We start from the raw sequence: 26,458 nt of genomic DNA on the forward strand, positions 1-26,458 counted from the left end.
CGCGCAAGAGAAATGGCTCGTACCGCTGAATGGAACGGACAGGTTGGCGCACGCGGCGCGGTCAGGCAGAGTTCGGCCCGTGGAACCCGCTGAGCTGCAGGACGCCGTCGCGCTGCTGACGAGCGCGTACGAGCGCCACGAGCCGATCGATCCGCTCGTGAAGACCTTCCCCGACGCGACCATCGAAGACGCCTACCGCGTGCAGCAGGAGCAAGTCCGCGCGTGGGTGGCCGCCGGCGACGTGGTGCGCGGCCACAAGGTCGGCCTCGCCTCCGCGGCGATGCAGCGCCAGATGGGCGTGGACCAGCCCGACTTCGGACACTTGACCGGCTCGATGTTCCTGCTCGAACACCAGCCGATTCCGACGACCCGGTTCCTGCAGCCGCGCATCGAACCGGAGATCGCGTTCGTGCTCGGCGCGCCGCTGCGCGGTCCGGGCGTGACCGTCGCCGACGCCGTCCGCGCGGTCGACTTCGTGCTGCCGTCGCTGGAGATCGTCGATTCCCGCGTCCGCGACTGGAAAATCTCGATCTTCGACACCGTCGCGGACAACGCGTCGTCCGGCGGCGTCATCCTGGGCAGCAGCCCGACCCGCCTGCGCGACGTCGACCTGCGGCTCGCCGGGTGCACGCTGCACGTCAACGGTCAGCTCGCGGCCACCGGCGCGGGCGGAGCGGTGCTGGGTTCGCCGATCAACGCCCTGGTGTGGCTGGCCAACACGGTCGGCCCGCTCGGCGTGACGCTGGAGCCCGGCCACGTCGTCCTGCCCGGTTCGATGACCGCCGCGCAGACCGTCCGCCCCGGCGACACCGTCGTGGCGACCATGGCCGGCCTGGGCAGTGTGACCGCGGTGTTCGCGCCGGAGGAGGACAAGTGACCGCCGACATCACTGCCGCAGCGCAGGAATTGCTCAACCGGACCGAAGAAAGCGCGCAGCTCACCGACACCTGGCCGGACCTCGATCTCGCCACCGCGTACGCGATCCAGGATGAAGCCCTGCGGCTGCGTCAGGAACGCGGCGAGACGCTGATCGGGGTGAAGCTCGGGCTCACGTCGCGCGCGAAGCAGCAGCGGATGGGCGTCGAAGAACCCCTGCTCGCGTGGCTGACCGACGCGATGGTGCTGCCCGCCGGCGCACCGACGCCGCGGCTCATCCACCCGCGTGCGGAGCCGGAGCTGGTGTTCGTGCTAGGCGAACGGCTCGCTGGTCCGGGCGTCACCGCGGCTACCGCTCTCGCCGCGGTTTCCCAGGTGTACGGCGGAATCGAGATCATCGACAGCCGCTACCGCGACTACCGGTTCACGTTGCCGGACGTCGTCGCGGACAACGGTTCGTCGGCATTGTTCGGGCTCGGCTCGGTCGGCCGCCCACCGTCCTCTTTGGACTTGTCGCTCGAGGCCGCACTGCTCGAAGTGGACGGTCAGATCGTCGACACCGCGACCGGTGCGGCCGTGCAGGGGCATCCGGCCGAGGCGTTGGCGCTGGCGGCGAATTCCCTGGCCGCACGCGGATTGGCGCTGGAACCGGGCTGGCTCGTGCTGACCGGCGGGATGACCGACGCCGTCGACCTGCGCCCCGGCTCCCGCGTCGCGGCGCACTTCTCGAACCTGGGCTCGGTGACGATCAGCGGGTAGCGAGCCGTTTGATCCCGGCGATCACGCGCGGCCACACTTCGCGCGGCAGGTCGTGTCCCATGCCGGGGATGAGGTCGAGGTCGGCGCCCAGCGCGCGGGCCGTCGCGCGGCCGCCGGACACGTGCACGAGCGGGTCGGCCGTCCCGTGAATCACCAGGGACGGCACGGAAAGCCGGCGCAGGTCGGCGGTCCGGTCGCGCGAGGACAGGATCGCGGCGAGCTGCCGGAACACGCCCGCCGGGTTGAGGCCGCGGTCGTACGTGCGTTCCGCGCGCTGGCGGAAATGGTCCTCGTCGAACTGGTACTCGCGCGAGCCGATCAGCTTCGACGTGCGCACCAGCTGCGTCACGTAGTCCTCGCGCGTGCGCGGCCCCGGGGCCAGCATCGCGAGCGCGGCCCGCGGGCTGGGCAGGCCGACGTGCCGCGCGCCGGTGGTCGACATGATCGAGGTCAGCGTCCGCACGCGCCGCGGCTGCCGGATCGCGAATTCCTGCGCGATCATCCCGCCCATCGAGGTGCCGACGACGTGCGCGCTTTCGATGCCGAGCGCGTCGAGCAGTTTGCCCGCGTCGTCGGCCAGGTCGCCGAGCGAATACGGCGCGGACCGCAGGAAGTACGCGAGCGGCAGGCTGGCCCGGCCGGTCCACCACTGCGAGCGCCCGACGTCGCGGTTGTCGAACCGGTGCACGTGGAAACCGGCCTCGGCGAGCTGGGTGCAGAACTCGTCGTCCCACCAGATCATCGGCGCGGCCAGGCCCATGACCAGCAGCAGCGGCGGTGCGGACGGATCGCCGAACGATTCGTGGCACAGGGTGATGCCGTCGGCCTCGATGGTCTGCTCGGTCATGGCTCCAGTTTCGCGCACGGCTTGGCCGGTCGCCGCCGTCCGGGTACGCTCCCGCTAGAGCGATCTATCAAATCGCAAGGGGGCGAGCGGCATGGACGTTCTGCGCGAGAAGGGACTCGGCCCGCTGCGGGCGATCCTGGTGTTCACCCTGGTCAGCACGGTTCTGCACTACACCCACAACGTCGTGCGCGCGGCGGACTACCCGCAGGTCCCCGGCATCAGCGTGCTGGCCACCCAGATCGTGGTCGCGGTGAGCTGGGTCGTTTTCACCGGGTTCGGCGCGCTCGGCTATCGCGCCTACGTCCGCGGCCAGTACTGGCGTTCGCTGGGGTTTCTGCTGGTCTACTCGCTGTCCGGGCTGGCGAGCGCGGCGCATTTCCTCGTCGGCGTGCCGCTGGTCCCGGCGTTCTGGTTCGCGACGATCTTCACCGACACGTTCGCGTCGCTCGCGCTGTGGGTATTCGTGTGCTGGGCGGCGATGCGGCTCAACCGGGTGAGCGCCGCGAGGCAAATGTCTACACAACATTGACGTTAGTTGAAACGATGTAGACAATCGAGGACGTGACCACCACCACACCTGTCACGTTCGAGCGGCATCCGGACACTTACCGGCACTGGCGGCTGACCGTCGACGGCGAGGTCGCCTGGCTGGAGATGGACGTCGACGAACACGGCGGCCTCGTGCCCGGCTACGAGCTGAAGCTCAACTCCTACGACCTCGGCGTCGACATCGAGTTCTACGACGCCACGCAGCGGCTGCGGTTCGAATATCCGCAGGTGCGCGCGGTGATCGTGACGAGTGCCAAGGACAAGGTGTTCTGCGCCGGGGCCAACATCCGGATGCTCGCCGCGTCGTCGCACGAGTGGAAGGTGAACTTCTGCAAGTTCACCAACGAGACCCGCAACGGCATCGAGGACGCCACCGCCTCCTCCGGCCAGATCTACCTCGCGGCGGTGAACGGCAGCTGTGCCGGCGGGGGCTACGAAATCGCGCTGGCCTGCGAAAAGATCCTGCTGGTCGACGACAACTCGTCCACTGTCGCGTTGCCCGAGGTGCCGTTGCTCGGCGTGCTGCCCGGTACCGGCGGGCTCACTCGGGTGGTCGACAAACGGCGCGTCCGGCGGGATCTCGCGGACGTCTTCGCGACGCGGCCGGACGGCGTCAAGGGCCGGACCGCGGTCGACTGGCGGCTGGTGGACGAGCTGGTGCCGCGCGTCGGATTCCGCGAGAAGGTGCTGTCGCGGGCGTACGAGCTGGCCGCGGAATCCGACCGGTTGCCCGCTGAGCAGGGGATCGAGCTGGCTCCGCTGGAGCCGTCGGTGACCGAGGACGGAATCGAGTACCGGCACGTTCGCGTCGAGTACGACCGGCCGAATTCCCTGGTCACGCTCACCGTGCTCGGTCCGGAGGGCGAACCTCAGCTCGACGGCTGGCTGCTGCGGCTGACCCGCGAACTGGACGACGCGATCCTGCGGCTGCGCACGAACGAACCGGAACTCGGCACCTGGGTGTTGCGCACCGAGGGCGATCCGGAGCAGGTGCTCGCGCACGAGGAGGTCGTGCTCAGCGGAAAAGACTGGCTGAGCAACGAAATCCTGCACTACTACAAACGCACGCTGAAGCGGCTGGACGTCACCAGCCGCACCCTGATCGCGCTGATCGAACCGGGCAGCTGCTTCGCGGGTAGCCTGCTCGAGCTGGCCTTCGCGGCGGACCGGCAGTACCTGCTCGACGGGCCGCCGATCGACGACGAGGATTCGCCGGAACGCGCGTCGATCACCTTGTCCGAAGCCAATTTCGGCGTGTTCCCGATGGGCAACGGGCTGTCCCGGCTCCAGTCGCGCTTCTACGGCGACGACGACCACCTGGCGTGGCTGGCCCGCGAACGCGACCGCCGGTTGAGCGCCGCCGAAGCCGTCGAACTCGGCCTGGTCACCGACGCCCCGGACGACCTCGACTGGGAGGACGAGATCCGGATCGCGCTGGAAGGCCGGGCGTCGCTGTCGCCGGACGCGCTCACCGGGATGGAGGCGAACCACCGGTTCGTCGGCCCGGAAACGATCGAAACCAAGATCTTCGGGCGGCTGACCGCCTGGCAGAACTGGATCTTCACCCGACCGAACGCCTCCGGTCCCGACGGCGCGCTGCGTCGTTACGGCACCGGGCAGAAGGCGGTCTTCGACAGGAAGCGGGTCTGAACCGATGCCCGAAAAGATCGACTACGACGCGAAAATCCCGAACAACGTCCAGCTCGCCGACGACCGCAGGCTGCAGCGCGCGCTGGAGGGCTGGCAGCCGAAATTCATGAACTGGTGGGGCGAGATGGGTCCCACGCTGGAGACCGAGGGCGTCTACCTGCGCACCGCGGTGAGCGTCGGCCGCGACGGCTGGGCGCATTTCGACCACGTCAACGTGCCGGACTACCGGTGGGGGATTTTCCTCGCCGAGCGGGAACCGGACCGGCGGATCGCGTTCGGCGAGCACGCGGGCGAACCGGTGTGGCAGCAGGTGCCCGGCGAATACCGTGCCGATCTGCAGCGGCTGATCGTGATCCAGGGCGACACCGAACCGGCGTCGGTCGAACAGCAGCGACTGCTCGGGCTCACCGCGCCTTCGCTGTACGACCTGCGGAATCTCTTCCAGGTGAACGTGGAAGAGGGGCGGCACCTGTGGGCGATGGTGTACCTGCTGCACGCGTACTTCGGCCGCGAAGGCCGGGACGAGGCCGAGGGGCTGCTGCTGCGCAACTCCGGCAGCCCGGACGCACCGCGCATTCTCGGCGCGTTCAACGAGGAAACGGCCGACTGGCTCGCGTTCTACATGTTCACGTACTTCACCGACCGCGATGGGAAATACCAGCTCGGCACGTTGAAGGAAAGCTCGTTCGACCCGCTGTCGCGCACCTGCGAGTTCATGCTCAAGGAAGAGGCGCACCACATGATGGTGGGCACCACCGGCGTCGACCGGGTGGTGCAGCGCAGCGCCGAACTCATCCGCGAGCACGACACGTACGACATCGCGTCGCACGGCGGGATCCCGCTGGACGTGATACAGCGGTACCTGAACTTCCACTACACGGTGTCGCTCGACCTGTTCGGCAGTGAAACGTCGACGAACGCGGCGAACTACTACACCGCCGGGCTCAAGGGCCGCTGGCAGGAGACGCGGCGCAAGGACGACCACAAACTCACCGAGGACAGCCGCGTGCTGGAACGCCCGCGCGCCGACGGGACCTGGACGTCCGAGGAGATGCAGGCCATCCTGCTGCTGAACCTCGACCTGCGCGGCGAGTACACCGCGGACTGCCAGACCGGGGTCAACCGGTGGAACAAGATCCTCGCCGACGCCGGCATCGACTTCCGGTTCGCGTTGCCGCACCCTGGTTTCAACCGCGAGGTGGGCATAAACTCCGGCCACCACATCACTCCGGACGGCAACATCGTCGACGAGGCGACGTGGGAGGCAGCGCGGCACAAGTGGCTGCCGACGGCCGAGGACCTGACGTTCGTCCGGTCGCTCATGCACCCGGTGTACGAGCGCGGGAAGATCGCCAGCTGGGTCGCGCCGCCGAGGCAGGGCATCAACGGCAAACCTTTCGACTACGAGTACGTGTACCTCACCTGAGGGGGCACCGATGACGGTTCCCGCGAACTTCAACGCCGCGGAGTACCTGCTGCGCCGCGGCCGTCCGGACGCGCTCGCGGTCGTCTCGCCGCGGCGCACGCTCAGCTACGGAGAACTCGCCGCCGAGACCCATCGGGTCGCTTCCGGACTGCGCGCGCTCGGCGTGCGTCCGGAGGAGCGGGTGATGTTCTGCATGGTCGACGACGTCGAACTGCTGAGCGGGATTCTCGGCGCGATGCTCGTCGGCGCGGTCGCGGTGCCGGTGTCCACTATGGTCACGGGGCTGGAACTGGGCCAGGTGCTCGCCGATTCGCGGGCCCGGGTGCTGTGCGTGTCCGGGGAGTTTTCCGCGCAGGCGGCGGGCGCGCTGACCGGTGCGCCCGAGGTGACTGACGTGGTGCTCGACCGGGCGGATCCGGCGGAATTCCCCGCCGGAGTCCGGACGCATCGGTGGCCGCTGACCGCGACGGACGATGTCGTGGCCGCGCCGACGTGGGAGGATTCGCCCGCGTTGTGGCTGTACACCTCGGGTACGACCGGGAAGCCGAAGGGCGCGATGCACCGGCACGGGAGCATCCGCGCGGTGTGCTCGACTTATGCCTCGCAGGTGCTGGGTGTGTCCTCTTCGGACCGATTCTTGTCGGTGCCCAAATTGTTCTTTGCTTACGGGCTGGGGAATTCCGCGTTCTTTCCACTCTCTTGTGGAGGGACGACGCTGCTGGAACCGGCGCGTCCGACGCCGGGAGTCATCGCCGCGCGGGCACGGGCGGACCGGCCGACGTTGTTCTTCGGCGTGCCGACCTTCTATGCGGCCCTGCTGGCCAGCGACGTGCCGGACGACTCATTTTCCTCGGTGCGGTACGCGGTTTCGGCGGGGGAACCGTTGCCGTCGGCGCTGTTCACGCGGTTTCGCGACCGGTTCGGGGTGGAGATCCTGGACGGGATCGGGTCGACCGAGGCGTTGCACATCTTCCTGTCGAACCAGCCGGGCGCGGTGCGTCCGGGCAGCACCGGAGTGGCGGTGCCGGGGTACTCGGTGGAGATCCGGGACGAGCAGGGCGCGGTGATCTCGGAAGCGGGACGGCCTGGCGAACTGTTCGTGTCCGGTCCGTCGATCGCGACTGGGTACTGGGCGCGATACGAGACGACGAAACAGGTTTTCCAGGGCCAGTGGCTGCGGACCGGGGACAGTTACGTGCGCAACCCGGACGGCACCTATACGTGTCTCGGCCGGTTCGGCGACATGTTGAAGGCGGGCGGGATCTGGGTGTCTCCGTCCGAAGTGGAGGAACGACTGCTGCAGCATCCGGCGGTCGCCGAGGTGGCGGTGGTCGCCGCTCCGGACGAGGACGGATTGGACAAACCGGTGGCGTGCGTCGTCGCCGCGCCTTCGGCCACTGTGGACGCTGGCGAGCTGATCGAGTTCTGCCGCGAAGGCCTGGCGGCGTTCAAGCGACCGCGTGGGGTGGTGGAGATGGCCGAGCTGCCGAAAACCGCGACCGGGAAGATCCGGCGGAACGTGATCCGCGAAATGGTGCGCGAGTCGTTGCTCGTGCCGCAGCCGCAATCGTGATCGACTGGCCGGCATGATCGACGAGCATTTCGTGGTGGACGCCCACGTGCACACCCCGCGCCTGCCCACGCTCAAACCCGCGTGGCTGGACTGGGCACGCGACTTCGCCGGCGACTACCCGTGGCGCACGGTGTACGACGCGGACGGCACGGTGATTCCCGCCGCGATGGACGACCTCATGGCGAGCGAGGGTGTCGACCGGGTGCTGTTGTTTTGCGAATACAGCCCGCGGGCTACCGGTATCCAGGCGATTGAAGACAATCTTCCGTTGGTCGCCTACAATCCGGAGCGGTTCCGCTTGGTGGCCAACGTGAACCCGCATTTGCACCATCCGCTGGCCGCCGAGGTGGAACGTCAGCTCGCACTGGGTGCGGTGGCGTTGAAGATCCACCCGGTGCACGGCGCGTTTTCCCCGGCGGACAAGGAGTTGTATCCGGTTTACGCGTTGTGCGCTGAACGCGGGGTTCCGGTGATCCTCCACTCTGGACTGTCAGTATTCCCGGGTTCCCGTGCCAGCTATGGGGATCCTTCGCTGCTGTCCGATGTGGTCGAAGACTTCCCGGCGGTGAACTTCGTGTTCGCGCACGGCGGGCGGGGCTGGTGGTACGACGTGGCGGCGTTCATGGCCCAGGCGAGGCCGAACGTGTGGCTCGACCTCGCCGGACTCCCGCCGAAGAAACTGCCGGAGTATTACGCGCGCTTCGATCTGGTGCGGTTGGCTAGGAAATGGATCTTCGGTACTGACTGGCCTGGGGTGCCGGGAACCGCCGTGAATGTCCGCGCGGTCGCTGATTTGGGTTTGCCCGCTGATGTGCTGGACGGAGTTCTGTCCGGCAACGCGTTACGGCTGATGCCCGGCTTGCGCTGAGCTACTTCCGCCAGAACAGGTGGTGGACAACACCGCTGGAGCTGGGAATTTTCTCCAGGTGATAGCGGTCGGTCAGTTCTTCCGGACTTTCCCAAAGCCGTTCTCCCGCACCGAGTTCGACCGGCGCGACGGCGATGTGCAGCGTGTCGATGAGCCCCGCTTCGAGGAATTGGCGCACTGTGTTGACGCCGCCGCCGATGCGGACGTCCTTGTCGCCGGCGGCTTTCTTCGCCTGGGCGAGTGCTTCCTCCGGGGTCGTGTCGAGGAAGTGGAAAGTGGTCTGGCCCAAGGTGATCGAAGGACGCACGTGGTGGGTGAGCACGAAGACCGGTGCGCGGAACGGGGGTTCGTCGCCCCACCAGCCCTGCCAGTCGTAGTTCTCCCAGGGGCCGCGATAGGGGCCGAACTTGTTGCGTCCCATGATTTCCGCGCCGACGTCGCCTCGGTGCATGTCGCGGGTGAAGTAGTCGTCGAGCCCGCGGGTGCCGCCTGGTTCGCCGCGCATCGGCCAGCTGGCGGTGGCCCCGGCCCAGGCGAAGAGCGGCCCGGGGTCGGGATGGCCGAACGGCTGCTCGAGGGTCTGCTCCGGACCGGCGCCGTACCCGTCGGCGGAAACGTTGAAGCACTGGACGCGCACCAGCATCGCTACTCCCTGCTTGTCTTTGCAAGCACTATGTCGGAGGTGATGGTAAAGTGCAAGTGGTTTAAAGGAGGTATGCGATGCCGGACGGCCCGCGCTCGGGATGCCCGATCAACGCCGCGATCGAGGTCGTCGGCGACCGCTGGAGCCTGCTGGTGCTGCGCGACGTGATGTTCGGCGACCGGCGGCATTTCCGGCAATTGCAGTCGCAGTCGGAGGAAGGAATCGCGTCGAATATCCTCGCCGACCGATTGCGCACCCTGGTAGAAGCGGGATTGCTGACGCGCGATTCGGCCGGCCGCGGTCAGCGCGCGACTTACAGTTTGACGGAAGCCGCGATTCAGCTGGTGCCGGTTTTGGCGCAGCTGGCGAGCTGGGGTTTGCGACATCGCCCGACTACGCCGGAATTGCGGGTGCGGGCGGAACTTTTGGAGGCCGGCGGACCGCCGCTGTGGGAGGAATTCATGGCGGAATTGCGGGAGCGGCACCTGGGAATCCCCCGGCCGAACGGGGACGGCCCGACCGCCACGGAACGCCTGGCGGCGGCTTATGCGGAGGCCGTTGCCCGGGGTTGAGGCGGGTGGCAGCCTGCTTCGGTGCTTCGGTGCTTCGGTGCTTCGGTGCTTCGGTGCTTCGGTGCTTCGGTGCTTCGGTGCTTCGGTGCTTCGGCATCGATTTGTCGACCTGCAGCTTGGTTCCTGCTGCCTCTTCCGGGTGCCCGAGGCGCTAGCCCGCCCCTGGATACATCCGGCCGAAGTTGATCACTCGATTCGGCATTAGACCTGCTGAAACGGATCCGCCGAGAGGCCCGGCCCGTCAGCCTTCCCGACCGAGGAAGGGAGCCGGGAATGCAGGACGAGGACCAAGTGCGCTGTTTGTCGGCGAGGATGAATCGAATAGTCGGCGCGAACCCAGGCTTTCGCGCCGACGTCGACGACGCGTGCCAAGCGGCCTGGCTGGAATTGCTCAGCCGCCCGCCGAACCTGCAGGACCCAAACGGCCTGGCCGGCTGGCTGACGACCGTCGCGCGACGGCAAGCGCTCCGAGCCGCCGAAAAACGCGCGCGGGTGCAGCCGGTCGAGGATGCGCAGCTGGAGACGCACGAGCTGGCGGAGTCGCCCGAGGAGAAGGCCTTGGCCAGCGAACGAGCAGCCGCGTTGTGGCGAGCGGTGGAGAAGTTCCCGGAGCGCCACCGCCGGATGATGCTCCTGCTGGCGCACTATCCGGAGCTCCGCCACGACCAGCTGGCCGCGGAGCTGGGCATCTCCCCGTCGAGCGTGAGCCGAATCCGACAACGCTGCCTGACGGTACTGCGACGCCGACTGGAGGCGGAAGGCTTCAGTTATCCATGACAGAGCTTGTTGGACCGCCGTGCGGACGGCCGGTTCGCGCCGGTCGCGGATTGCCGGGCGCAGCGATTGGCCGGTCGAGGATTGGCGGGTCCGGCACTTGCCGGTCGCGGCTTGCTTGGTGCGGCATTCGCCCGGACGGGGGTTGGCCGCTCGGGGATTGGCGGGTCCGCCGCTTGCCGGTCTCCGTTGCCCGGTCCGGCGCCGCCCGATGCCCGGTCGCCGGTCTCCGGTACCCGGTGCGGCACTGCCCGGCACTCGGTCGCCGGTCTCCGTTGCCCGGTCCGGCGCCGCCCGATGCCCGGTCGCCGGTCTCCGTTGCCCGGTCCGGCACCGCCCGGTGCCCGGTCGCCGGTCTCCGTTGCCGGGTGCGAGACCGCCCGGTCGCCGTCTCCGTTGCCCGGTGCTGCACTGCCCGGTGCCCGGTCGCCGGTCGCCCGGTCCGGCACTGTCCGGCCGCCGATTGCTCGGTGCAGCATTTGCCCGGTTGCGGGTTGCGGAGTCCGGCACTTGCTGGTTGCCGTCGTCCAGTGCGGCTTGCCCGGTGCCGATCGCCCGGTCCGGCACTCGTCGGCCGCCGTTCGTCCGATCCGGCACTGTCCAGTCGCCGATTGCCAGGTGCGGCACTTGCTCGGTCGCGGGTCGCCGCGTCCAGCTCCTGCCGGTCGCCGTTGTCCAGCGCGGCACTGCTCGCCCGCCGATTCCCCGGTGCGACGCAGCCCGCTCGCGGACTGCCCGGTCAGGCGCTTGCCCGATGGCCTGCCGGACGGCCGCCGCAGCCCAGTTGACCTGCGCTTTCCGCGTCTGTCCACAACTTCCCTAGCCTGTGGGCAACCAGGCCAGCACACCCTCGCCGGTCGGCCCGCCCCGATAGACTGGGCTGGGGCAGCCCCCAGGGAAGGGCGGGGCTGTGCCGGCGGGGCTGTGCCGGAAGCTCGCCGTCGGAACGGGCCGCGGCCGGAAGCCCGCGGCCAGAACGGCCCCGCGGCCAGAACGCGCCCCCGCCACCCGAGAAAACGCACGACACTCGAAGCCCCACATCCGCAAAGCCCGCCACCAGGAAGCCTTACCGTCAAAGAACCCGAAGCACCCGCAACCCCAAAATCAGCCATTCACCGACCGAAGCGTCCGCATGGCCTCCGCCAACCCCTCCGCATCCGGCCCCAGCGGTGTAAGCACAATCCGCCGCAGGATTTCCGCACAAGCGGCTCTCGCCTTGAGCGCTACCTCCAGTCCATGTTCCGTCAGGGCGGCGAACGTGACCCGGCGGTCTTCCGGGCTGGGGATTCTGCAGATCAAATCCGCGGCGACCAGTCGGTCTGCCACCTTGGTGAAGCCGCCGCTCGACAGGGCGGCTTCGGTTGCCAGGCGGGTCATCGGCATCCGGTGTTCGGGCGATCGCACCAGGCGCAGCAGGATGTCGAACGACGCGGGAGCCAGGCCGAAGCGGGCGGAGATTTCTCCCATCAGCGCGTTCTGCGTGGCCAGATAGCCCTCGATCACGAGGCCCCACCACGTCACGATCTCATCGTCGTCCGTTTGCGGATCCGGGGTCATCTGCCCGAGTCTACCCGAATACATCTTGCGCGCGAGAAGTTACCGGGGCAACGACAAAGCAGCTCGCTAGGGTCGAGGACATGACCGATCTCACCCGCGCGCAAGACCTGCTCGCTGCCACGATTCTCGCCGACGGACACAACGATCTGCCCTGGGCGCTCCGCGACAAGGCTGGTCCCAATCCGGTCGAGGCGGTGGCTGGCGTGGATCTCACGGTGCCGCAGCCGGGGCTGCACACCGATTTTCCCAAACTCGCCGAAGGCAAACTGGGTCTGCAGTTCTGGTCGGTGTACGTACCGTGCCAGTTCGAGGGCCACAGTGCGGTCACTGCGGTCCTGGAGCAAATCGAGGTGGTTTACCAGCTCGCCGAGCGCTACCCCGAGCGGCTGCGGCTGGTGACGACGGCCGACGAGGCCGAGGCGGCGTTCGCGGACGGGCGGATCGCGTCGTTGCTCGGGGCCGAGGGCGGGCACAGCATCGCGGAATCCCTTGGCGTGCTGAGGATTCTGCGCCGGCTCGGCGTCCGCTACATGACGCTCACGCACAATTTCAACACCACCTGGGCGGATTCCGGAACCGACAAACCCGAGCACGACGGGCTCACCGAATTCGGTCGTGAGGTCGTGCGCGAGATGAACCGGATCGGAATGCTGGTCGACCTTTCGCACGTCGCGCCGAGCACGATGCGGGCCGCGATAGAGGTCTCCAGTGCGCCGGTGATCTTCAGTCACTCGTCGTGCCGCGCGGTCAACGACCATCCGCGCAACATTCCCGACGACGTCCTCGCCAAGCTGCCCGGCAACGGGGGCGTCGCGATGATCACCTTCGTTCCCGCTTTCATCTCCGCCGCGGTCACCGAGTGGGACAACCAGCTCGAAGCCGCGATGACGGCCGCCGGGAAGGAGTTTCTCAACCTCGGCGAGCGCGGCCGGTTCGCCGAGACCTGGGACGGGCCGCCCAAGCCGAAGGCGACCGTCGAGGACGTCGTCGCGCACATCGAGCACGCGCGCGAGGTCGCCGGGATCGACCACATCGGGCTCGGCGGCGACTACGACGGCGTCGGCGCTCTGCCGGAAGGGCTTGAGGACACCTCGAAGTACCCGGTGCTCATCGCCGCGCTGATGGAACGCGGCTGGAGCGACGAGGACTGCGCGAAACTCGCCGGCCGCAACACGCTGCGAGTGCTGCGCGAGGTCGACGGCAAGCGCTGAATTAGCGCATCACGGCGAGTGGGCGGACAATCACGATATGTCCCACGCGCGAAACGACGGCCCCGAAGGGGTCGCGAAATCGGAAATCCCCGAGGCGTCGGGCACCGAGGTGCCCGGCGCGCTCGACCCCGCCGCCCCCGGCACCGCGCCGGGAGCCGGACCGCGGCCGTCCGCCGCGAAACCCGCCGGCCGCAAGGGCAAGGTGAAGTCCACCCGGATCAGCGGCACCTGGATCGCCGTGATCGTGGCGATCGTCGTGCTGGCGTTCCTGCTGGTGTTCATCCTGCAGAACCTGGACACGGCGACCGTCCACTTCCTCGGCGCGTCCGGCAGCATGCCGCTCGCGGTGGCGATGCTCTTCGCCGCCATCGCGGGTGCGGCGCTGGTCGCGTTGATCGGCGGCGCCCGCATCCTCCAATTACGGAAGCAGGCCCGCCGGCGACGCTGACCGCGCCCGGCAGCGAGCCCCCAGGCTCAGCAGGATCTCGCACACCGCGGGATCCCCGCTGAGCCGCACTCGCGCGTCCGCCTCCGGCAGCATTCCGCTGCACCACCGCCAGAACGCGTCCGCGTCGGTCGCCAAAGCCGCGAGCGGAGCCCGCGACGTCGCCGCGCCCCGATCGATCGTCCAGCCCGCTCCGGTAGCCCGGAGCGTCCACCGCCCAGCCCCCTCCACCGAACACGCCACCTGACGGCCGGCCCGCGCGGGCACCTCTCGCACCAGCTGCGGCAGCGAGCGCAGAAACGTGTCCACCACCGGCGTCCGGAACTCCGGCTCGTCGAGCAACGGAGCGTCCACCGCCTCCCGGATCTGCTGCTGGAGCACCCACTGCTCCGCGTAGTCGCGAGCGACCGTCAGCCACAACGGCGTCGCGGTCGGCTCGTCCAGATCTCGGTGCTTCCACAGTTCGGTCAGCTGCGTAGTGCTGTCCACGAGCATCGCGAACAGCACCTCCGGCGAGAGCTGCCGGCAGGCCGATACCCAAGACGTCCCCTCCGCGAAATGGCCGTCCCGGTCGCGGGAGAGCCGCCGGAGCTTCCGGCCCAGGATGTCCGCGGTCAGGTCGTGCACTGTCCATTCGCCGGACGCGGGGAGCGCCCACTCCGGGGTCCGGAGGTCGGAGAGAACTCCGATCAGCGCCTGTTCCTCGCGGACGAGCAGCGGCAGCACGTCGATCGGCGGTCCCCACGGCGCGGTCATGCGCGTCATCCAACACCCACCGGCCGCGCATCACCGGGCTATTCGGCCTACTCGCAGGTAGCATCAGCGCGAACAGTGAGGGGAGCAGCCCGTGGACTACCAGCGACCGAACGGCCGGGGCACCGCCGAGGACGTGGCCAACCTGGCCCGCCGGGCAGGCCAGCTCGCCGGATGGGCGGCGCGCACCGGCTTCGACCTGACCCGCAAACTCCCCGGGATCGACACCGCCGAACGCGGCCTCAAGCAGGTCGAACGCGGGCTGCTGAGCGAACTGCGCCGCCGCCTCGACGAGGTCGACGACCCCTATCACGCGGCGCTGACCGCGGCGTCCGCGATGAACCGCCCCGACGTCGGCAGCCGCGCCGTCGACACGACCGTGACGCTGGTGCCCGCCCGCGACCACGTCGAACCGCTGCGCGCGGCGATGGCCGAACTGCTCAACCACTCCATCGGCTTCGGCCGCGAGCGCGCCCGCGAATACCTGTACGCGATCATTCTCCGCCAGCTCACACCCGACGAGGCGCGCATCCTCTCCGCGCTGTCGGACGGCTCCCCGTTCCCCGCGGTCGACGTCGCCGAGCGCACCGCCATCGGCGGCACCGGCCGGATCGTGCTGCGCAACGCCTCGACGGTCGGCAAGGCGGCCGGGGTGTCGCTGCCGGACCAGGTGCCCGGCTACGTGACCCGGTTGATCGGCCTCGGCCTGGTCGAACTGGACGAGGAGGTGCCCTCGCTCGAGACGCAGTACGAGATCCTGCTGACCGACGAGTCGGTCCGCGAGGTGGAGAAGCAGGTGAAGCGGATCAAGATCATCCGCCGCACCATCCACGTCTCGCGGCTCGGCGCGCAGTTCTGGCAGGCCTGCGACCCGAGCCTGGGCTGACCCCGATGGGCGGATTCGTCTCGGGCGTCCTCGACGACTTCGTCCGGCACTGGCCGCTGTATGTCTCCATCCCGATCGTCGCCGCGCTGATCGGGTACGGCACGAAGCTGGTCGCGATCCGGATGATGTTCCAGCCGGTCGAGTTCATCGGCGTCAAACCGTTCTTCGGCTGGCAGGGCATCGTGCCCAAACGCGCCGCCCGGATGGCGAGCATCGCCTGCGACACGATGACCGAGCAGCTGATCAAACCGGCCGAGGTCGTCGCCCGCCTCGACGCCGACCGGATTGCCAAGGAAATCGAGAAACCGCTGCTCGCCGCGGTCGAGGACATCGTGCGCGAGGTGGCCGGGCACTATCAGCCGGGCCTGTGGGAATCGCTGCCGGTCGGCGTGCAGCGGCTGGTGATCCAGCGCGTGCAGGCCGAATCGCCGCACATGGTCAAGGCCGTCCTCGAACTCATCCAGTCCGATGTGGACAGTGTGTTCGACCTCAAGGGCATGGTGGTGACCAGCCTCGTCAAGGACAAACGGCTGCTCAACCGGATCTTCCAGGAGGCGGGCGCGGAGGAGTTCAAGTTCATCGCGCGCTCCGGCCTGGTGTTCGGCGGCCTGATCGGCGTGATCCAGATGGTCGCCTGGGTGCTGTTCAAATTCCCGCCGATCATGCCGCTGTTCGGCCTCTTCACCGGATGGTTCACCGACTGGCTCGCGCTGCGGATGATTTTCTACCCGCTGCAGCCGAAGAAATACTTCGGCGTCACCTGGCAGGGCCTGTTCCTCAAACGGCGCGCGGAGGTCGCCGAGGCCTACGGCGAGTTGATCGCGAAAGAAATCATCACGCCGCACAACGTCATCGAGGCGGTGCTGCGCGGCCCGCTTTCCGACCGCGTGCTGGCGCTCATTCAACGGCAGCTGGACCGCGAGCTGGGCCGGGCGGCGAACGTGGCGAAACCGTTGCTGGTCTTCGCCATCGGCAGCCGCCGCTACCAGGACATGAAGCTCGCCATCTCCGAGCAGATCATGACCCGGCTGCCGGACACGATGCGCTACCTCGAGGATTACGCCACCGACGCGATGGACATCCGGAACGTGCTGGTCGGCAAGATGAAGGAATTGTCGCCCGAGGAGTTCGAGCAGCTGCTGCGCCCGGCTTTCCAGCAGGACGAATGGATTCTCATCGCGACCGGCGCGCTGCTCGGATTCGCGGTCGGGGAGGCGCAGGTACTGGTTCTGGAGCATCTCGCCGCTTGATATCTCCCCTTGTGGAGGAGCGGGCTGGGCCGGCAGACTGACCCCCATGGGTGATACGGCGGTGCCGTGGCCGCAGGAAATCCGGATCGCGATGGCCATGGTGGGGGGATCCAGCCTGGCAGTGTGGATGGGGGGAGTCGCTACCGAGACGTCGGCGTTGCTGCACGCTTCGCGCACGCCGGAGGAAAGTAACGGCTACCGGAAACTTCTCGACCTTTTGCACGCTTCGGTGCGCCTCGACGTGCTCACCGGCACGAGCGCGGGCGGCATCAACGCCGCGTGCCTCGGTTTGGCGGAGGCCTATCGGTCGACGCCCGCGGTATTGCGCGACACCTGGTTCTCCGCCGGGTCGCTGGAGAACCTGATCCGCGATCCCGGCGAGACGCGGCCGCGTTCGGTGCTGAACGGCGACAAGGTGCTGCTGAACGGTCTGGTCCAGGCGATGCACGACATCACCGGGTCCGGTGTCGTGCCCGCCGAGCCGCCGGACGTGACGGTGCTGCTCACCGGAACCATGCTCGACGGCGAGACCACGCAGTACGACGACGCGCTCGGAAACCGCGTGCGGGACACCGAACATCGCATGCTGTTCCGCTTCCACGGTCCATTGTGGAATAACCAGGTGCACGCCCCGCTCGCGCTCGCCGCGCGGTCGAGCGCGTCCTTCCCCGGAGCCTTCGAGCTGTCGCGGATGCCGATCGGTCCCGAAGCCGCGGACCGGCTGCATCCGGACATGACCGACTACACGGAGCTGGTGCGTTCGCATTGGCTCGCCGACGGCGGCGTGCTGGTGAACAAGCCGCTGCGGCCGGCGCTGCGGGAGATTTTCGAGCGCTCGTCGTCGACGGATGTGCGGCGGCTGCTGTTGTACGTCGTCCCGACTGTCGACGGCGAAGCCAAGCCGATGACGTGCGACCCGGCTAAGCCGCCGATGCTCGGCACCGCGCTGGCGAAGGTCGCCTCGACCATCATGAGCCAGACGATCAGCGTCGAACTGGAGGAATTGAACCAGCACAACGCCGCCGTCACGCGCACCCGGGACACGCGCGTCGCGCTCGCGTCGCTCGGCCTGCGCGGCGGACAGCTGGTGGACGACCGGGTGCACCGGGCGTACCTCGACCGCCGGGTCGCGCTCGACGCGGCCGACCTGGTGCGGGCAGCCACCCGCCGCTACGAACTGTCCGATGAGGACAGTGGGTGGGCGGCCGGGAACGCGGCTCTGCTGCGGGATATCGCCGCGGACGGACTGCGGCACGGGATCCCGACCACGCTGCCCGGCGAGTCGGTGCCGGTCGCTGAGATGGTCCGCTACCGCACCTCGACGCTGGAGGACGCGGTCGCCACCGGCATCCAGCTGATCAACGCGGGTTTCCGGATGGGCCCGGATCTCGAGCAGGCGGCCCAGCTCAACGAGGCCCGCGCGAAGCTGCACGCCGCCCGCCGGAAAGCGGCTCGCGACGTACGGCTGTCCGCGTGGGTGGCGCGGCACGAACCGCCGCCGCCAGACACCGCGATGCCGGATTGGATCGGTCAGCTCGCCGCCGAATGGGCGGATCTCGGGGCGTCGGACGCGGTCCGCGAGGCGTGGCCGGAGCTGACCGGCGCGCTGCGGTCGGCGGCTCCGGTGCTGCAAGCGTTGTCGGGCAAGGAAAACCAGTGGTCCGAAGACGCCGCCGAAACCGTGACGACGCTGTTGGACTGGTTCGGCCTGGACAACGCGGACGTCGCGGACGGCTTCGTCATGGCGCGCTTCCTGTTGCTGCACATGGCAACGCGCGGGCTGCTGGCCGAAGCTCCGGCGGTCGACCAGCGGGTGGACCTGGTGCAGCTGAGCGCGGACAGCCGCACCCTGCTCGACCTCGCGCGCCCCCGCGGCCGGGACAAGCTGACCGGCACGCAGGCGAACAACTTCGGCGCGTTCTACAAAGCGTCCTGGCGGGCGAACGACTGGATGTGGGGCCGGATCGACGGCGCGGGCTGGCTGACGCAGTGTCTGCTCGACCCGAAGCGCCTGCGGGTGCTGCGCGACATCGTGGGCCCGGAGGAATTCCGGGAGCAGGTGAGGACGACGTTCCTCGAGATCGGCTGGCAGCCGCCCTCGCCGGCGGACAACGGGATGCCCTCGGACCTGCCCGGGTTGCTCGCGCAGCTGGGCGACGAGCTGGCTTTCCTCGGCCTGGACGCGAATCTGTCGCCGGTCGGCTTCGGGAAGGAGGTGCCGACCAGTCTTCCGGTGACGTCGATGGTGCTGGCCAGGTCGCGGCAGCTGGACATCGCGCGGGAGGAACTGCCGGTGCTCGCGCGGCAGGCCGAGGCGGATGCGAAGGAGGGCAACGGAAAAGCGTCGGAAAGCTTCCGGAAGCTGATGCTTTCCCGGCCGCTCGACCAAAAGAAAGCGGCTGCCTCGCCGGAAAACGCCGGCCGGCCGGACCCGGCGCAGCGTGCTTTCCAAGCCTGCCAGGTTTCCGCGGAACGATTCGAAGGCGAACTCGGCAGTACGCTGCTCGCCAAAACCATTGTCAAAGCCGGGGCCGCCGGGCTCAATGCCGCGTCCACCGCCACCCGGGTCCCGAAAACCCTCCAGCCGCTGGCGAAATTCGCCCAGCTCAGCAGCCGCAGTTCGTGGTGGGTCACGCAAGGCGCGACGCGGCTGGGCCGCCCCTGGAACCTGCTCGCCGCCGCCGTCACCGCGATCGCCGGGTTCGTGCTCAGCGGCGAGGGCGGCTCCGTCCTGCAGTGGCTCGGCCTGCCCGTGGCGGCCGGTGCGCTCGTGTTCCTCGTGGTGAGCCTGCTGACGTTGAGGCGCACGTGGCGAATGGTGCTCACCGTGCTGGGCGTGCTGGTGGTAGCGGCGTTGCTGTTCGCGGCTTTCCTGCCGCCTCTCGCGCAGCCGTTGTTCGGCTGGCTCGGCACCGTTGTGGACGGTTGGCGGCGCGGGGAGGCTCCGCTGTGGTGGCTCGCTGTCGTCGCGCTGCTCCTGCTGCCCGCGGTCTGGACGCCGCTGTCCGGGCTCGGCCGGCGCGGCCGGAGGAAGCGGCGGGGGGCGCGTCCGGGCAGGCTACGCTGACCCCCAGGTAAACCGGGGTTTTTCGGCGCTGGAGTTGCGGTAGCGGCCCGGAAGGCCCATCGTCTGGGGACACGGGCCGCATACCGAGGGTGTGCGGCCAAGGGGCCCGTGTGCCCAGAACTTCCGCTCGTTAAACATGTTTGTGGCACTCCTCACCGGGGTATCCCCGTCGTCCCTGGTGAGGGCGGTGGGCGTGGCATGGATCGCTGGCGGCGGGAAAATTCTCTGTTACGTTTCCAAAGTATGTCCGGAAAGCACTTGATCGAATCCCCGACCAAGGCCGATGGTGCCGCTCTCTGGCGAATCGCGCGCGATTCGCAGAAGCTGGATCTGAACTCGCCGTACGCGTACCTGTTGTGGTGCCAGGATTTCGCGGACACCTCGGTCGTCGCCCGTGTTGACGGTGCGCCAGTCGGATTCGTGATCGCTTACCGAAGGCCGGCCGCGCCGGACGTGGCGTTCGTGTGGCAGGTCGCGGTCGACGCGTCGCAACGCGGAAAAGGCCTGGCCGGACAGTTGCTGGACAGTCTGTACACGCGTCTGGTCGGCGAGGGCGTGCGGTACCTGGAAACCACGATCACTCCGGACAACCAGGCGTCGATCCGGCTCTTCGAGTCGTTCGCGAAGCGCTGGGACGCGGATCTGGAACACCGCCGGTTGTTCGAAGTCGCTGATTTTCCGCAGGGGGAGGCGCACGAACCCGAGGACGTTTACCGCATCGGTCCGTTGCGCCGCTAATAACCCGTCAATTTCGCCGAGTAGGAGCGAAAGAAATCGTCATGAGCATCTTCGAAGAGCTCGAATCAGAAGTCCGCAGCTACAGCCGGGGGTGGCCGGTCGTCTTCGACCGGGCGCAGGGCAGCAGGCTCTACAGCGAGGACGGCAAGCCGTACCTCGACTTCTTCGCCGGCGCCGGCGCGCTGAACTACGGGCACAACAACCCGCACCTGAAGAAGGCGCTGATCGATTACCTCCAGCGCGACGGCGTCACGCACGCGCTCGACATGTACACCGTCGCGAAGCGGGACTTCCTGGAGACCTTCCGGGAGAAGATCCTCGCGCCGCGCGAGCTGGACTACAAGATCGTCTTCCCCGGCCCCGGCGGCGCGAACGCCGTGGAGGCCGCGCTGAAGCTGGCGCGCAAGGTGACCGGCAAGGAATCGGTCATCAACTTCACCAACGCGTTCCACGGCATGACGCTCGGCGCGCTGTCGGTCACCGGCAACTCGATGAAGCGCGGCGCCGCGGGCATCCCGCTGGTGCACGCCACGCCGATGCCCTACGACAAGTACTTCGACGGCGCGATGCCGGACTTCATGTACTTCGAGAAGCTGCTCGAAGACTCCGGCAGCGGCCTGAACGAGCCCGCCGCGGTGATCGTGGAGGGCGTGCAGGGCGAGGGCGGCATCAACGCCGCGCGCCTGGAATGGCTCAAGGGCCTCGACGACCTGTGCAAGCGGCACGGCATCCTGCTCATCCTCGACGACGTGCAGATGGGCTGCGGCCGCACCGGCCCGTTCTTCAGCTTCGAGGACGCCGGCATCTCGCCGGACATCGTGTGCCTGTCGAAGTCGATCGGCGGATACGGCCTGCCGATGGCGCTCACGCTGATCAAACCGGAGCTGGACGTCTGGGAGCCGGGCGAGCACAACGGCACCTTCCGCGGCATCAGCCCGGCGTTCGTCACCGCGACCGAGGCGCTGCGCGTCTACTGGAGCGACGACGAGCTGGAGAAGTCGACCAAGGCCAAGGGCGAGCGCATCGCGAGCACCTTCAAGGACCTCGTGGAGAGCTACCCGGAGGCGAATCTCGCCGCGAAGGGCCGCGGTCTGGCGCGCGGCCTCGAATTCGCCAACGGCGAGCTGGCCGGCGCGGTCTGCAAGGCGGCCTTCGAACGCGGCCTGCTGATGGAGACCTCCGGCCCGGACGGCGAGGTGATGAAGCTGCTTCCGCCGCTTACCCTCACCGACGAGGAACTGAGCGAGGGCCTTTCGATCATTTCCGAATCCGTCGCCGCCGTTCTCAAGTAACCACCCGAAGCACAAGAAGGAGCCCTTCACTTGCTGGTCCGCACGCTCGACGAGATCACCGACACCGACGCTGACATCAAGACCCCGAACTGGCGCAGCAAGCGCATCATCCTCGCGAAGGAGGGCGTCGGTTTCTCGGTGCACGAGACGACGCTGTACGCGGGCACGGTGAACGACTTCTGGTACGCCAACCACATCGAGGCCGTCTTCATCACCTCCGGAGAGGGAGAGATCGAGGACCTCGCCACCGGTGAGGTGCACCAGCTCAAGCCGGGCACGCTGTACCTGCTGAACGACCACGACAAGCACCAGGTCCGGCCGAAGACCGAGATCAAGTGCGTGTGCGTGTTCAACCCGCCGGTCACCGGCCGCGAGGTGCACGACGAGAACGGGGTCTACCCGCTCGTCACCGAAGACTCCTGACGCTGAGCCACTCCCACCACCGCAAGAAAGAAGAAACGCCAGAAGAACTGGAGGCGAGCCACTGTGACGATCATGGACACCCGGGTCGAAGACGGTTACCCGACCCGGATCACCGGTACGCCGGATCATCTTCCGCGCGTGCACCCCACCGTGTGGGGTACCGAGGCTGACGGCCCGATCGACGCCGCGACCCTGGCGAACCACGACGCCAAGGGCTACACGGTCGTCGAGGGGCTGCTCTCGCCCGGTGAAGTCCAGACGTACTGGCAGGAGGTCGTGCGGCTGTCCTCGGACGAGAAGCTGCGCGACGACGAGCGCGTGATCACCGAGGCCCGGACCGGCGAGGTCCGGTCGATCTTCGACGTGCACGAGATCTCCGGCCTGATCGCCGAGCTGGTGCGCGATCCCCGCGTGCTCGACTGGGCGCGGCAGATCCTCGGCTCCGACGTCTACATCCACCAGAGCCGGATCAACTACATGCCGGGCTTCAAGGGCACCGGTTTCTACTGGCATTCCGATTTCGAGACCTGGCACGCGGAGGACGGCATGCCGTCGCCGCGCGCGGTGAGCTGCTCGATCGCGCTCACCGACAACTATCCCTACAACGGCGGGCTCATGGTCATGCCGGGTTCGCAGCGCACGTTCGTGCAGTGCGTCGGCGAGACCCCGGAGGCCAACTACAAGAGCTCGCTCAAGGACCAGCGGGTGGGCGTGCCGTCGCCGGACGACATCACCAAGCTCGCCGCCGACCACGGCATCGAGCAGTTCACCGGTTCGGCCGGTTCGGCACTGTGGTTCGACTCGAACATCATGCACGGCTCGTCGAACAACATCACGCCGTATCCGCGCTCGAACATCTTCCTGGTGTTCAACAGCGTGGAGAACGCGTTGCAGCGGCCGTTCGCCGCGAGCGAGCCGCGGCCGTCGTTCATCGCGGGCCGCGACTCCACGCCGATCACGCGGTGACCAGGGACACCTTCGCCAACCGGCGGGTCGCTCGTAACGGAGAATGTGCGCCCTGTTACGTTATCGCCACCTCGCGGTTCGGCTGCGAGGGCAAGGTTGTCCGCGGCGGTCCGGGTTCTTGCTCGGGGTGAGCCCCCCGAACCGCGGGCGGACGGCCGCGATGCACGGGTGGACCGCGCCCCCTGGCGGCCCGGCCGACGATCATAGAGTCCGGCCCCGCACCATCAGATCGGGACTGATGGTGCGGGGCCGGACTCGTCTGTTCAGGGGCGGAATTCACGAAAGAGCGGTTTCTGCCGGCTGCCGCTGACGGTAAGTTGACCTGTCTGGCTGGGGGTGAGCCTGGGAGGTGCGCGCGAGCATGGCCGATGGCGGCGCGCGGGTCGAACTGCTCGGCCCGGTGCGGCTGCTCAACGGCAGCCGTGCGGTACCGGTCGGCGGTCCCGGGGTGCGGGGGCTGCTGGCGCTGCTCGCGCTGCGCGTGGGCAAGGTGGTGCCGCTCGAGGAGATCATCGACGCGCTGTGGGGCCACGATCCGCCCGCCACCGCCCGCACCATCGTGCACGGCAACGTGTCGCAGCTGCGCAGGCTGCTGCGGGAAATGGCCGATCCGGTCGCCGAGATCAGCACCCGTCCGCCGGGGTACCAGCTTTCCCTCGCGCCGGAGCGGATCGACGCGCATCGGGCGCGGGCGCTGCTGGAGCAGGCCGCGCTGGAAACGCCGGAGAACGCCTCGAAGCTGCTCGCCGAGGCGCTCGCGCTGTGGCAGGGGCCGACGCTGTCCGGCGTGCCCGATTCGGTACGGGCGCCCGAATTGGACGAGCTGCGGCGCGCGATCCGCTACGCCCGGATCAACGCGGACCTCGATCTCGGCCGGTACGACGAGCTGATCGTGGAGCTGAGCCCGATCGTCCGCGCGGACCCGCTCGCCGAACGCATCGCCGGGCAGCTGATGCGCGCGCTCTACCACGCGGGGCGGCGCGGGGAAGCGCTCGAGCTGTACCGCACCGTCTCGCGGGCCACGCTCGGTTCGCTCGGCGTCGAACCCGGAGCCGATCTGCGTTCGCTGCACGAGCGGGTGCTCAACGACGATCTCGCCGAGCACGAGAGCGCGGTGCCGGAGCACGCCGTCGCGCCGTCTCAGCTGCCGCCCGCGCTGCCGACGCTGGCCGGGCGCGAGGCGGAGGTGGAATGGCTCAACGGGCTCGCGGAACGCGGCGACAGCACGGTGATCGTGTCCGGCACCGCCGGGGTCGGCAAGAGCGCGCTGGTCATCTGGTGGGCGCACCGCGCGGCCCGGCTGTTCCCGGACGGGGTGCTGTACGCGGCGCTGCAAGGGTTCGACCCGCATCACCCGCCGCTGGAGCCGGGGGATCTGCTGTCGCAGTTCCTGCTCGGACTGGGCGTGCCCGCGGACGAAGTGCCGGAGCACGTGCACGAACGCGTGGCGTTGTACCGGTCGCTGATCGCCGGGCGGCGGATGCTCGTGCTGCTCGACGACGCGCGTTCGGCCGAACAGGTGCGTCCGTTGCTCCCTCCGGGTGCACGGTCGATGACGGTGGTGACGAGCCGTTCGCGGCTGGAGGCGCTGGCGGTGTCGCACGCGGCGAAGCTGCGCGTGCTCGGCACGCTCGCGCCGGAGGCGGCGGTGAGCGTGATCGAGGAACTGGCCGGGCCGGCGGACTTCGACCTCAATCACGCGCTGGCCCGGCTGTGCGGCTACCTGCCGCTCGCGCTGCGGATCGCCGGGGCCCGGCTCGCCGCGAGTCCACAGTGGACACTCAAGGACCTCGTCGGGGAGCTGGGAAACGAACGCACCCGGCTGGCCGGGCTCGACGTCACCGGGGCCGACGACGGCGTGCGGGCCGCGTTCGACGTCTCGTTCCGCGGCCTGCCGGACGGACTGGCCCGGACGCTGCTGCGGCTCGGCGCGGTGCCCGCCCGGCACACCGGTCCGCATCTCACGGCGGCCATCGCGGAGATCCCGGTGGAGCAGGCCCGGCGCGAACTCCGCACGCTGGCCGCGCACAACCTGATCGCCGAGACCTCGCGCGACGCCTTCGCCCCGCACGACCTGGTCCGGCTGTACCTGCGGGAGCTGGCGGAAACCGAACTGGACCCGGCGGAACGCGCGGCGGTGCTCGACCGGGCGATCCGCTACCACCAGGCCGCCTCGGACACCGCGCGGCGGAAGATGTTGCGCATCGTCGACCCGCTCGACCTCACCGGCCTGGTGCCGCCGGAGGCACTGCCGCCGCTGGAGACCTTCGCCCAGGCCCAGGACTGGTTCGCCGCGGAATGGCCGAACCTGCTGGCTGTACTGGACGCCGCCCACGCCGACGGCCGCTATGCCGACGTCTGGCGGCTCGCCCGCGTCGCGCACACCTACCGGGTCGTCTGCCCGCTGTACGAGGAATGGATCCGGCTGGTCGACTTGGGCCTCGCCGCCGCCGAGGCCGCGAACGAACCGCTCGGCCAGTGCTGGATGCTGATCTCCCGGTGCGCCATCGCGCTCACCTTCGAGCTGTCGCCGGGCAGCATCGCCGACGCCGAACGCGCGGTCGGCCTGGCCACCCGGCTCGACGGCCGCTCGCTCATCGTCGCCAAGATCCACCTGGGCAGCGTGCTGACCCTGCTCGGCCGCTATTCGGAGGCGATCGAACGGCTGCTGGAGGCCGTCGAGGAAACCGAACGCACCGGCGATCTCGAACTGCGTGGCCAAGCGCTCAACAACTGCGCCGAGACGGAAAAACGAGCCGGCCGTCCGGCCGAGGCGATCACGCATCAGCTGGCGTCGCTGGAAATAGACCGCCAGCTCGGCGACGACAGCTATGCCGTGGTGTCGCTGAACAACCTCGCGGAACTGCATCTGGGCATCGGAGACCTGGAAGCCGCCGAACGCTACGCGAGGGAGGCGGTGGCTCTCGCGGTGGCGCGGCAGTTCGAACTGCAGGAGGGCATCCTGCGAGTGACGCTGGCACGGATCCTGCGCGGCCAGGAACGACTGGAGCCCGCACGGGAGGAGTACCGGCGGGCGGTGGCGTTGTACGAGCGGATGAATCCCCGGCAGGTCGAGGAGCTGCGGAAGGAAGCGGCGGAGCTGGAGTAGCACCCGCCCCCGCTGGCGGTGGGCGGGTGGACAGCCGGCGGAAGGCGATGCGGCCGGACGACTGTCCTCCGGTCGGGCCCGCCCCGCTGTCGGTGGGCGGGTGGACAGCCGGCGGGAAGCGATGTGTCCGGACGACCGTCCTCCGGTCGGGCCCGCCCCGCTGGCGGTGGGCGGGCGGACAGCTGGCGCAAAGCGATGCGTCCGGACGACTGTCCTCCGGTCGG

The 26,458-nt window shown here is 68.8% G+C and carries 23 protein-coding genes; 19 read left to right on the forward strand and 4 right to left on the reverse strand.

Annotated features, from left to right (window positions below):
• Positions 1 to 79 precede the first annotated feature (79 nt).
• Positions 80 to 877, forward strand: coding sequence for a 2-keto-4-pentenoate hydratase (locus tag F9C11_RS10355; RefSeq protein WP_409184648.1), 798 nt, complete (start codon positions 80 to 82; stop codon positions 875 to 877).
• Complete coding sequence (locus F9C11_RS10360) at positions 874 to 1,635, forward strand: 2-keto-4-pentenoate hydratase (protein ID WP_409184649.1); 762 nt, start codon at positions 874 to 876, stop codon at positions 1,633 to 1,635. The genes F9C11_RS10355 and F9C11_RS10360 overlap by 4 nt, the downstream gene beginning before the upstream one ends.
• Here F9C11_RS10360 and F9C11_RS10365 read toward each other — a convergent pair.
• Positions 1,625 to 2,482 carry an alpha/beta fold hydrolase gene (locus F9C11_RS10365; protein ID WP_409184650.1) on the reverse strand — a complete coding sequence of 286 codons (858 nt, stop codon included), beginning with the start codon at positions 2,480 to 2,482 and terminating at the stop codon, positions 1,625 to 1,627. The two genes, F9C11_RS10360 and F9C11_RS10365, sit on opposite strands and share 11 nt — an antisense overlap.
• Positions 2,483 to 2,573: 91 nt before the next feature.
• Between F9C11_RS10365 and F9C11_RS10370 the strand changes: the two genes are divergently transcribed.
• From F9C11_RS10370 to F9C11_RS10390, 5 genes are read left to right on the forward strand one after another with little or no spacing between them, the layout of a single operon-like run.
• Entirely contained in the window at positions 2,574 to 3,011 is a 438-nt protein-coding gene (locus F9C11_RS10370) for a hypothetical protein (protein WP_409184651.1), read from the forward strand.
• A gap of 32 nt (positions 3,012 to 3,043) precedes the next feature.
• Entirely contained in the window at positions 3,044 to 4,681 is a 1,638-nt protein-coding gene (gene boxC / locus F9C11_RS10375; RefSeq protein WP_409184652.1) for a 2,3-epoxybenzoyl-CoA dihydrolase, read from the forward strand.
• Positions 4,682 to 4,685: 4 nt separating this feature from the next.
• Entirely contained in the window at positions 4,686 to 6,107 is a 1,422-nt protein-coding gene (boxB, locus tag F9C11_RS10380) for a benzoyl-CoA 2,3-epoxidase subunit BoxB (protein ID WP_409184653.1), read from the forward strand.
• A 10-nt stretch (positions 6,108 to 6,117) separates the two neighbouring features.
• Positions 6,118 to 7,680 carry a benzoate-CoA ligase family protein gene (locus tag F9C11_RS10385; RefSeq protein WP_409184654.1) on the forward strand — a complete coding sequence of 521 codons (1,563 nt, stop codon included), beginning with the start codon at positions 6,118 to 6,120 and terminating at the stop codon, positions 7,678 to 7,680.
• 13 nt (positions 7,681 to 7,693) lie between these two features.
• Positions 7,694 to 8,548 carry an amidohydrolase family protein gene (locus F9C11_RS10390; RefSeq protein ID WP_409184655.1) on the forward strand — a complete coding sequence of 285 codons (855 nt, stop codon included), beginning with the start codon at positions 7,694 to 7,696 and terminating at the stop codon, positions 8,546 to 8,548.
• A 1-nt stretch (position 8,549) separates the two neighbouring features.
• On the opposite strand, the gene F9C11_RS10395 is transcribed toward F9C11_RS10390, so the two are convergent.
• On the reverse strand, positions 8,550 to 9,191 hold the full coding sequence (locus F9C11_RS10395; protein ID WP_409184656.1) for a dihydrofolate reductase family protein: 642 nt from the start codon (positions 9,189 to 9,191) through the stop codon (positions 8,550 to 8,552).
• A gap of 77 nt (positions 9,192 to 9,268) precedes the next feature.
• Here F9C11_RS10395 and F9C11_RS10400 point away from each other — a divergent pair, with 77 nt between their 5' ends.
• Entirely contained in the window at positions 9,269 to 9,763 is a 495-nt protein-coding gene (locus F9C11_RS10400; protein WP_409184657.1) for a winged helix-turn-helix transcriptional regulator, read from the forward strand.
• A gap of 273 nt (positions 9,764 to 10,036) precedes the next feature.
• The gene (locus tag F9C11_RS10405) at positions 10,037 to 10,540 is read left to right on the forward strand and encodes an RNA polymerase sigma factor (RefSeq protein ID WP_409184658.1); all 504 of its coding nucleotides are present in this window, start codon (positions 10,037 to 10,039) and stop codon (positions 10,538 to 10,540) included.
• 1,101 nt (positions 10,541 to 11,641) lie between these two features.
• Here F9C11_RS10405 and F9C11_RS10410 read toward each other — a convergent pair.
• Positions 11,642 to 12,094, reverse strand: coding sequence for a MarR family winged helix-turn-helix transcriptional regulator (locus F9C11_RS10410; RefSeq protein WP_409184659.1), 453 nt, complete (start codon positions 12,092 to 12,094; stop codon positions 11,642 to 11,644).
• An 80-nt stretch (positions 12,095 to 12,174) separates the two neighbouring features.
• On the opposite strand from F9C11_RS10410, the gene F9C11_RS10415 reads away from it, so the two are divergent.
• A complete protein-coding gene (locus F9C11_RS10415) occupies positions 12,175 to 13,305 on the forward strand; it encodes a dipeptidase (protein WP_409184660.1) in 1,131 nt (376 codons plus the stop codon).
• 37 nt (positions 13,306 to 13,342) lie between these two features.
• Positions 13,343 to 13,753, forward strand: coding sequence for a lipopolysaccharide assembly LapA domain-containing protein (locus F9C11_RS10420; RefSeq protein ID WP_409184661.1), 411 nt, complete (start codon positions 13,343 to 13,345; stop codon positions 13,751 to 13,753).
• Here F9C11_RS10420 and F9C11_RS10425 read toward each other — a convergent pair.
• Positions 13,724 to 14,506 carry a hypothetical protein gene (locus tag F9C11_RS10425; RefSeq protein WP_409184662.1) on the reverse strand — a complete coding sequence of 261 codons (783 nt, stop codon included), beginning with the start codon at positions 14,504 to 14,506 and terminating at the stop codon, positions 13,724 to 13,726. The two genes, F9C11_RS10420 and F9C11_RS10425, sit on opposite strands and share 30 nt — an antisense overlap.
• A 91-nt stretch (positions 14,507 to 14,597) precedes the next feature.
• On the opposite strand from F9C11_RS10425, the gene F9C11_RS10430 reads away from it, so the two are divergent.
• The 8 genes from F9C11_RS10430 to F9C11_RS10465 all read left to right on the forward strand — a co-directional run bounded on the left by F9C11_RS10430 (position 14,598) and on the right by F9C11_RS10465 (position 26,234).
• Positions 14,598 to 15,389 (forward strand): Abi-alpha family protein, encoded by a 792-nt coding sequence (locus F9C11_RS10430; RefSeq protein ID WP_409184663.1) that lies wholly within the window; start codon positions 14,598 to 14,600, stop codon positions 15,387 to 15,389.
• 5 nt (positions 15,390 to 15,394) lie between these two features.
• On the forward strand, positions 15,395 to 16,639 hold the full coding sequence (locus F9C11_RS10435) for a DUF445 domain-containing protein (protein ID WP_409184664.1): 1,245 nt from the start codon (positions 15,395 to 15,397) through the stop codon (positions 16,637 to 16,639).
• Between the two features lie 46 nt (positions 16,640 to 16,685).
• Positions 16,686 to 19,706: a patatin-like protein gene (locus tag F9C11_RS10440; RefSeq protein WP_409184665.1), complete on the forward strand. Its 3,021-nt coding sequence runs from the start codon at positions 16,686 to 16,688 to the stop codon at positions 19,704 to 19,706.
• Positions 19,707 to 19,949: 243 nt separating this feature from the next.
• Positions 19,950 to 20,444 (forward strand): diaminobutyrate acetyltransferase, encoded by a 495-nt coding sequence (gene ectA / locus F9C11_RS10445; protein WP_409184666.1) that lies wholly within the window; start codon positions 19,950 to 19,952, stop codon positions 20,442 to 20,444.
• A 41-nt stretch (positions 20,445 to 20,485) separates the two neighbouring features.
• Entirely contained in the window at positions 20,486 to 21,736 is a 1,251-nt protein-coding gene (gene ectB / locus F9C11_RS10450) for a diaminobutyrate--2-oxoglutarate transaminase (protein ID WP_409184667.1), read from the forward strand.
• 30 nt (positions 21,737 to 21,766) lie between these two features.
• Positions 21,767 to 22,159 (forward strand): ectoine synthase, encoded by a 393-nt coding sequence (locus F9C11_RS10455; RefSeq protein WP_037807993.1) that lies wholly within the window; start codon positions 21,767 to 21,769, stop codon positions 22,157 to 22,159.
• Positions 22,160 to 22,222: 63 nt separating this feature from the next.
• Positions 22,223 to 23,125: an ectoine hydroxylase gene (gene thpD / locus F9C11_RS10460; RefSeq protein WP_409184668.1), complete on the forward strand. Its 903-nt coding sequence runs from the start codon at positions 22,223 to 22,225 to the stop codon at positions 23,123 to 23,125.
• Between the two features lie 361 nt (positions 23,126 to 23,486).
• Positions 23,487 to 26,234 carry a BTAD domain-containing putative transcriptional regulator gene (locus F9C11_RS10465; RefSeq protein ID WP_409184669.1) on the forward strand — a complete coding sequence of 916 codons (2,748 nt, stop codon included), beginning with the start codon at positions 23,487 to 23,489 and terminating at the stop codon, positions 26,232 to 26,234.
• Positions 26,235 to 26,458 lie beyond the last annotated feature (224 nt).

The sequence above is a fragment of the Amycolatopsis sp. VS8301801F10 genome, assembly GCF_046195355.1.
Classification (GTDB): domain Bacteria; phylum Actinomycetota; class Actinomycetes; order Mycobacteriales; family Pseudonocardiaceae; genus Amycolatopsis.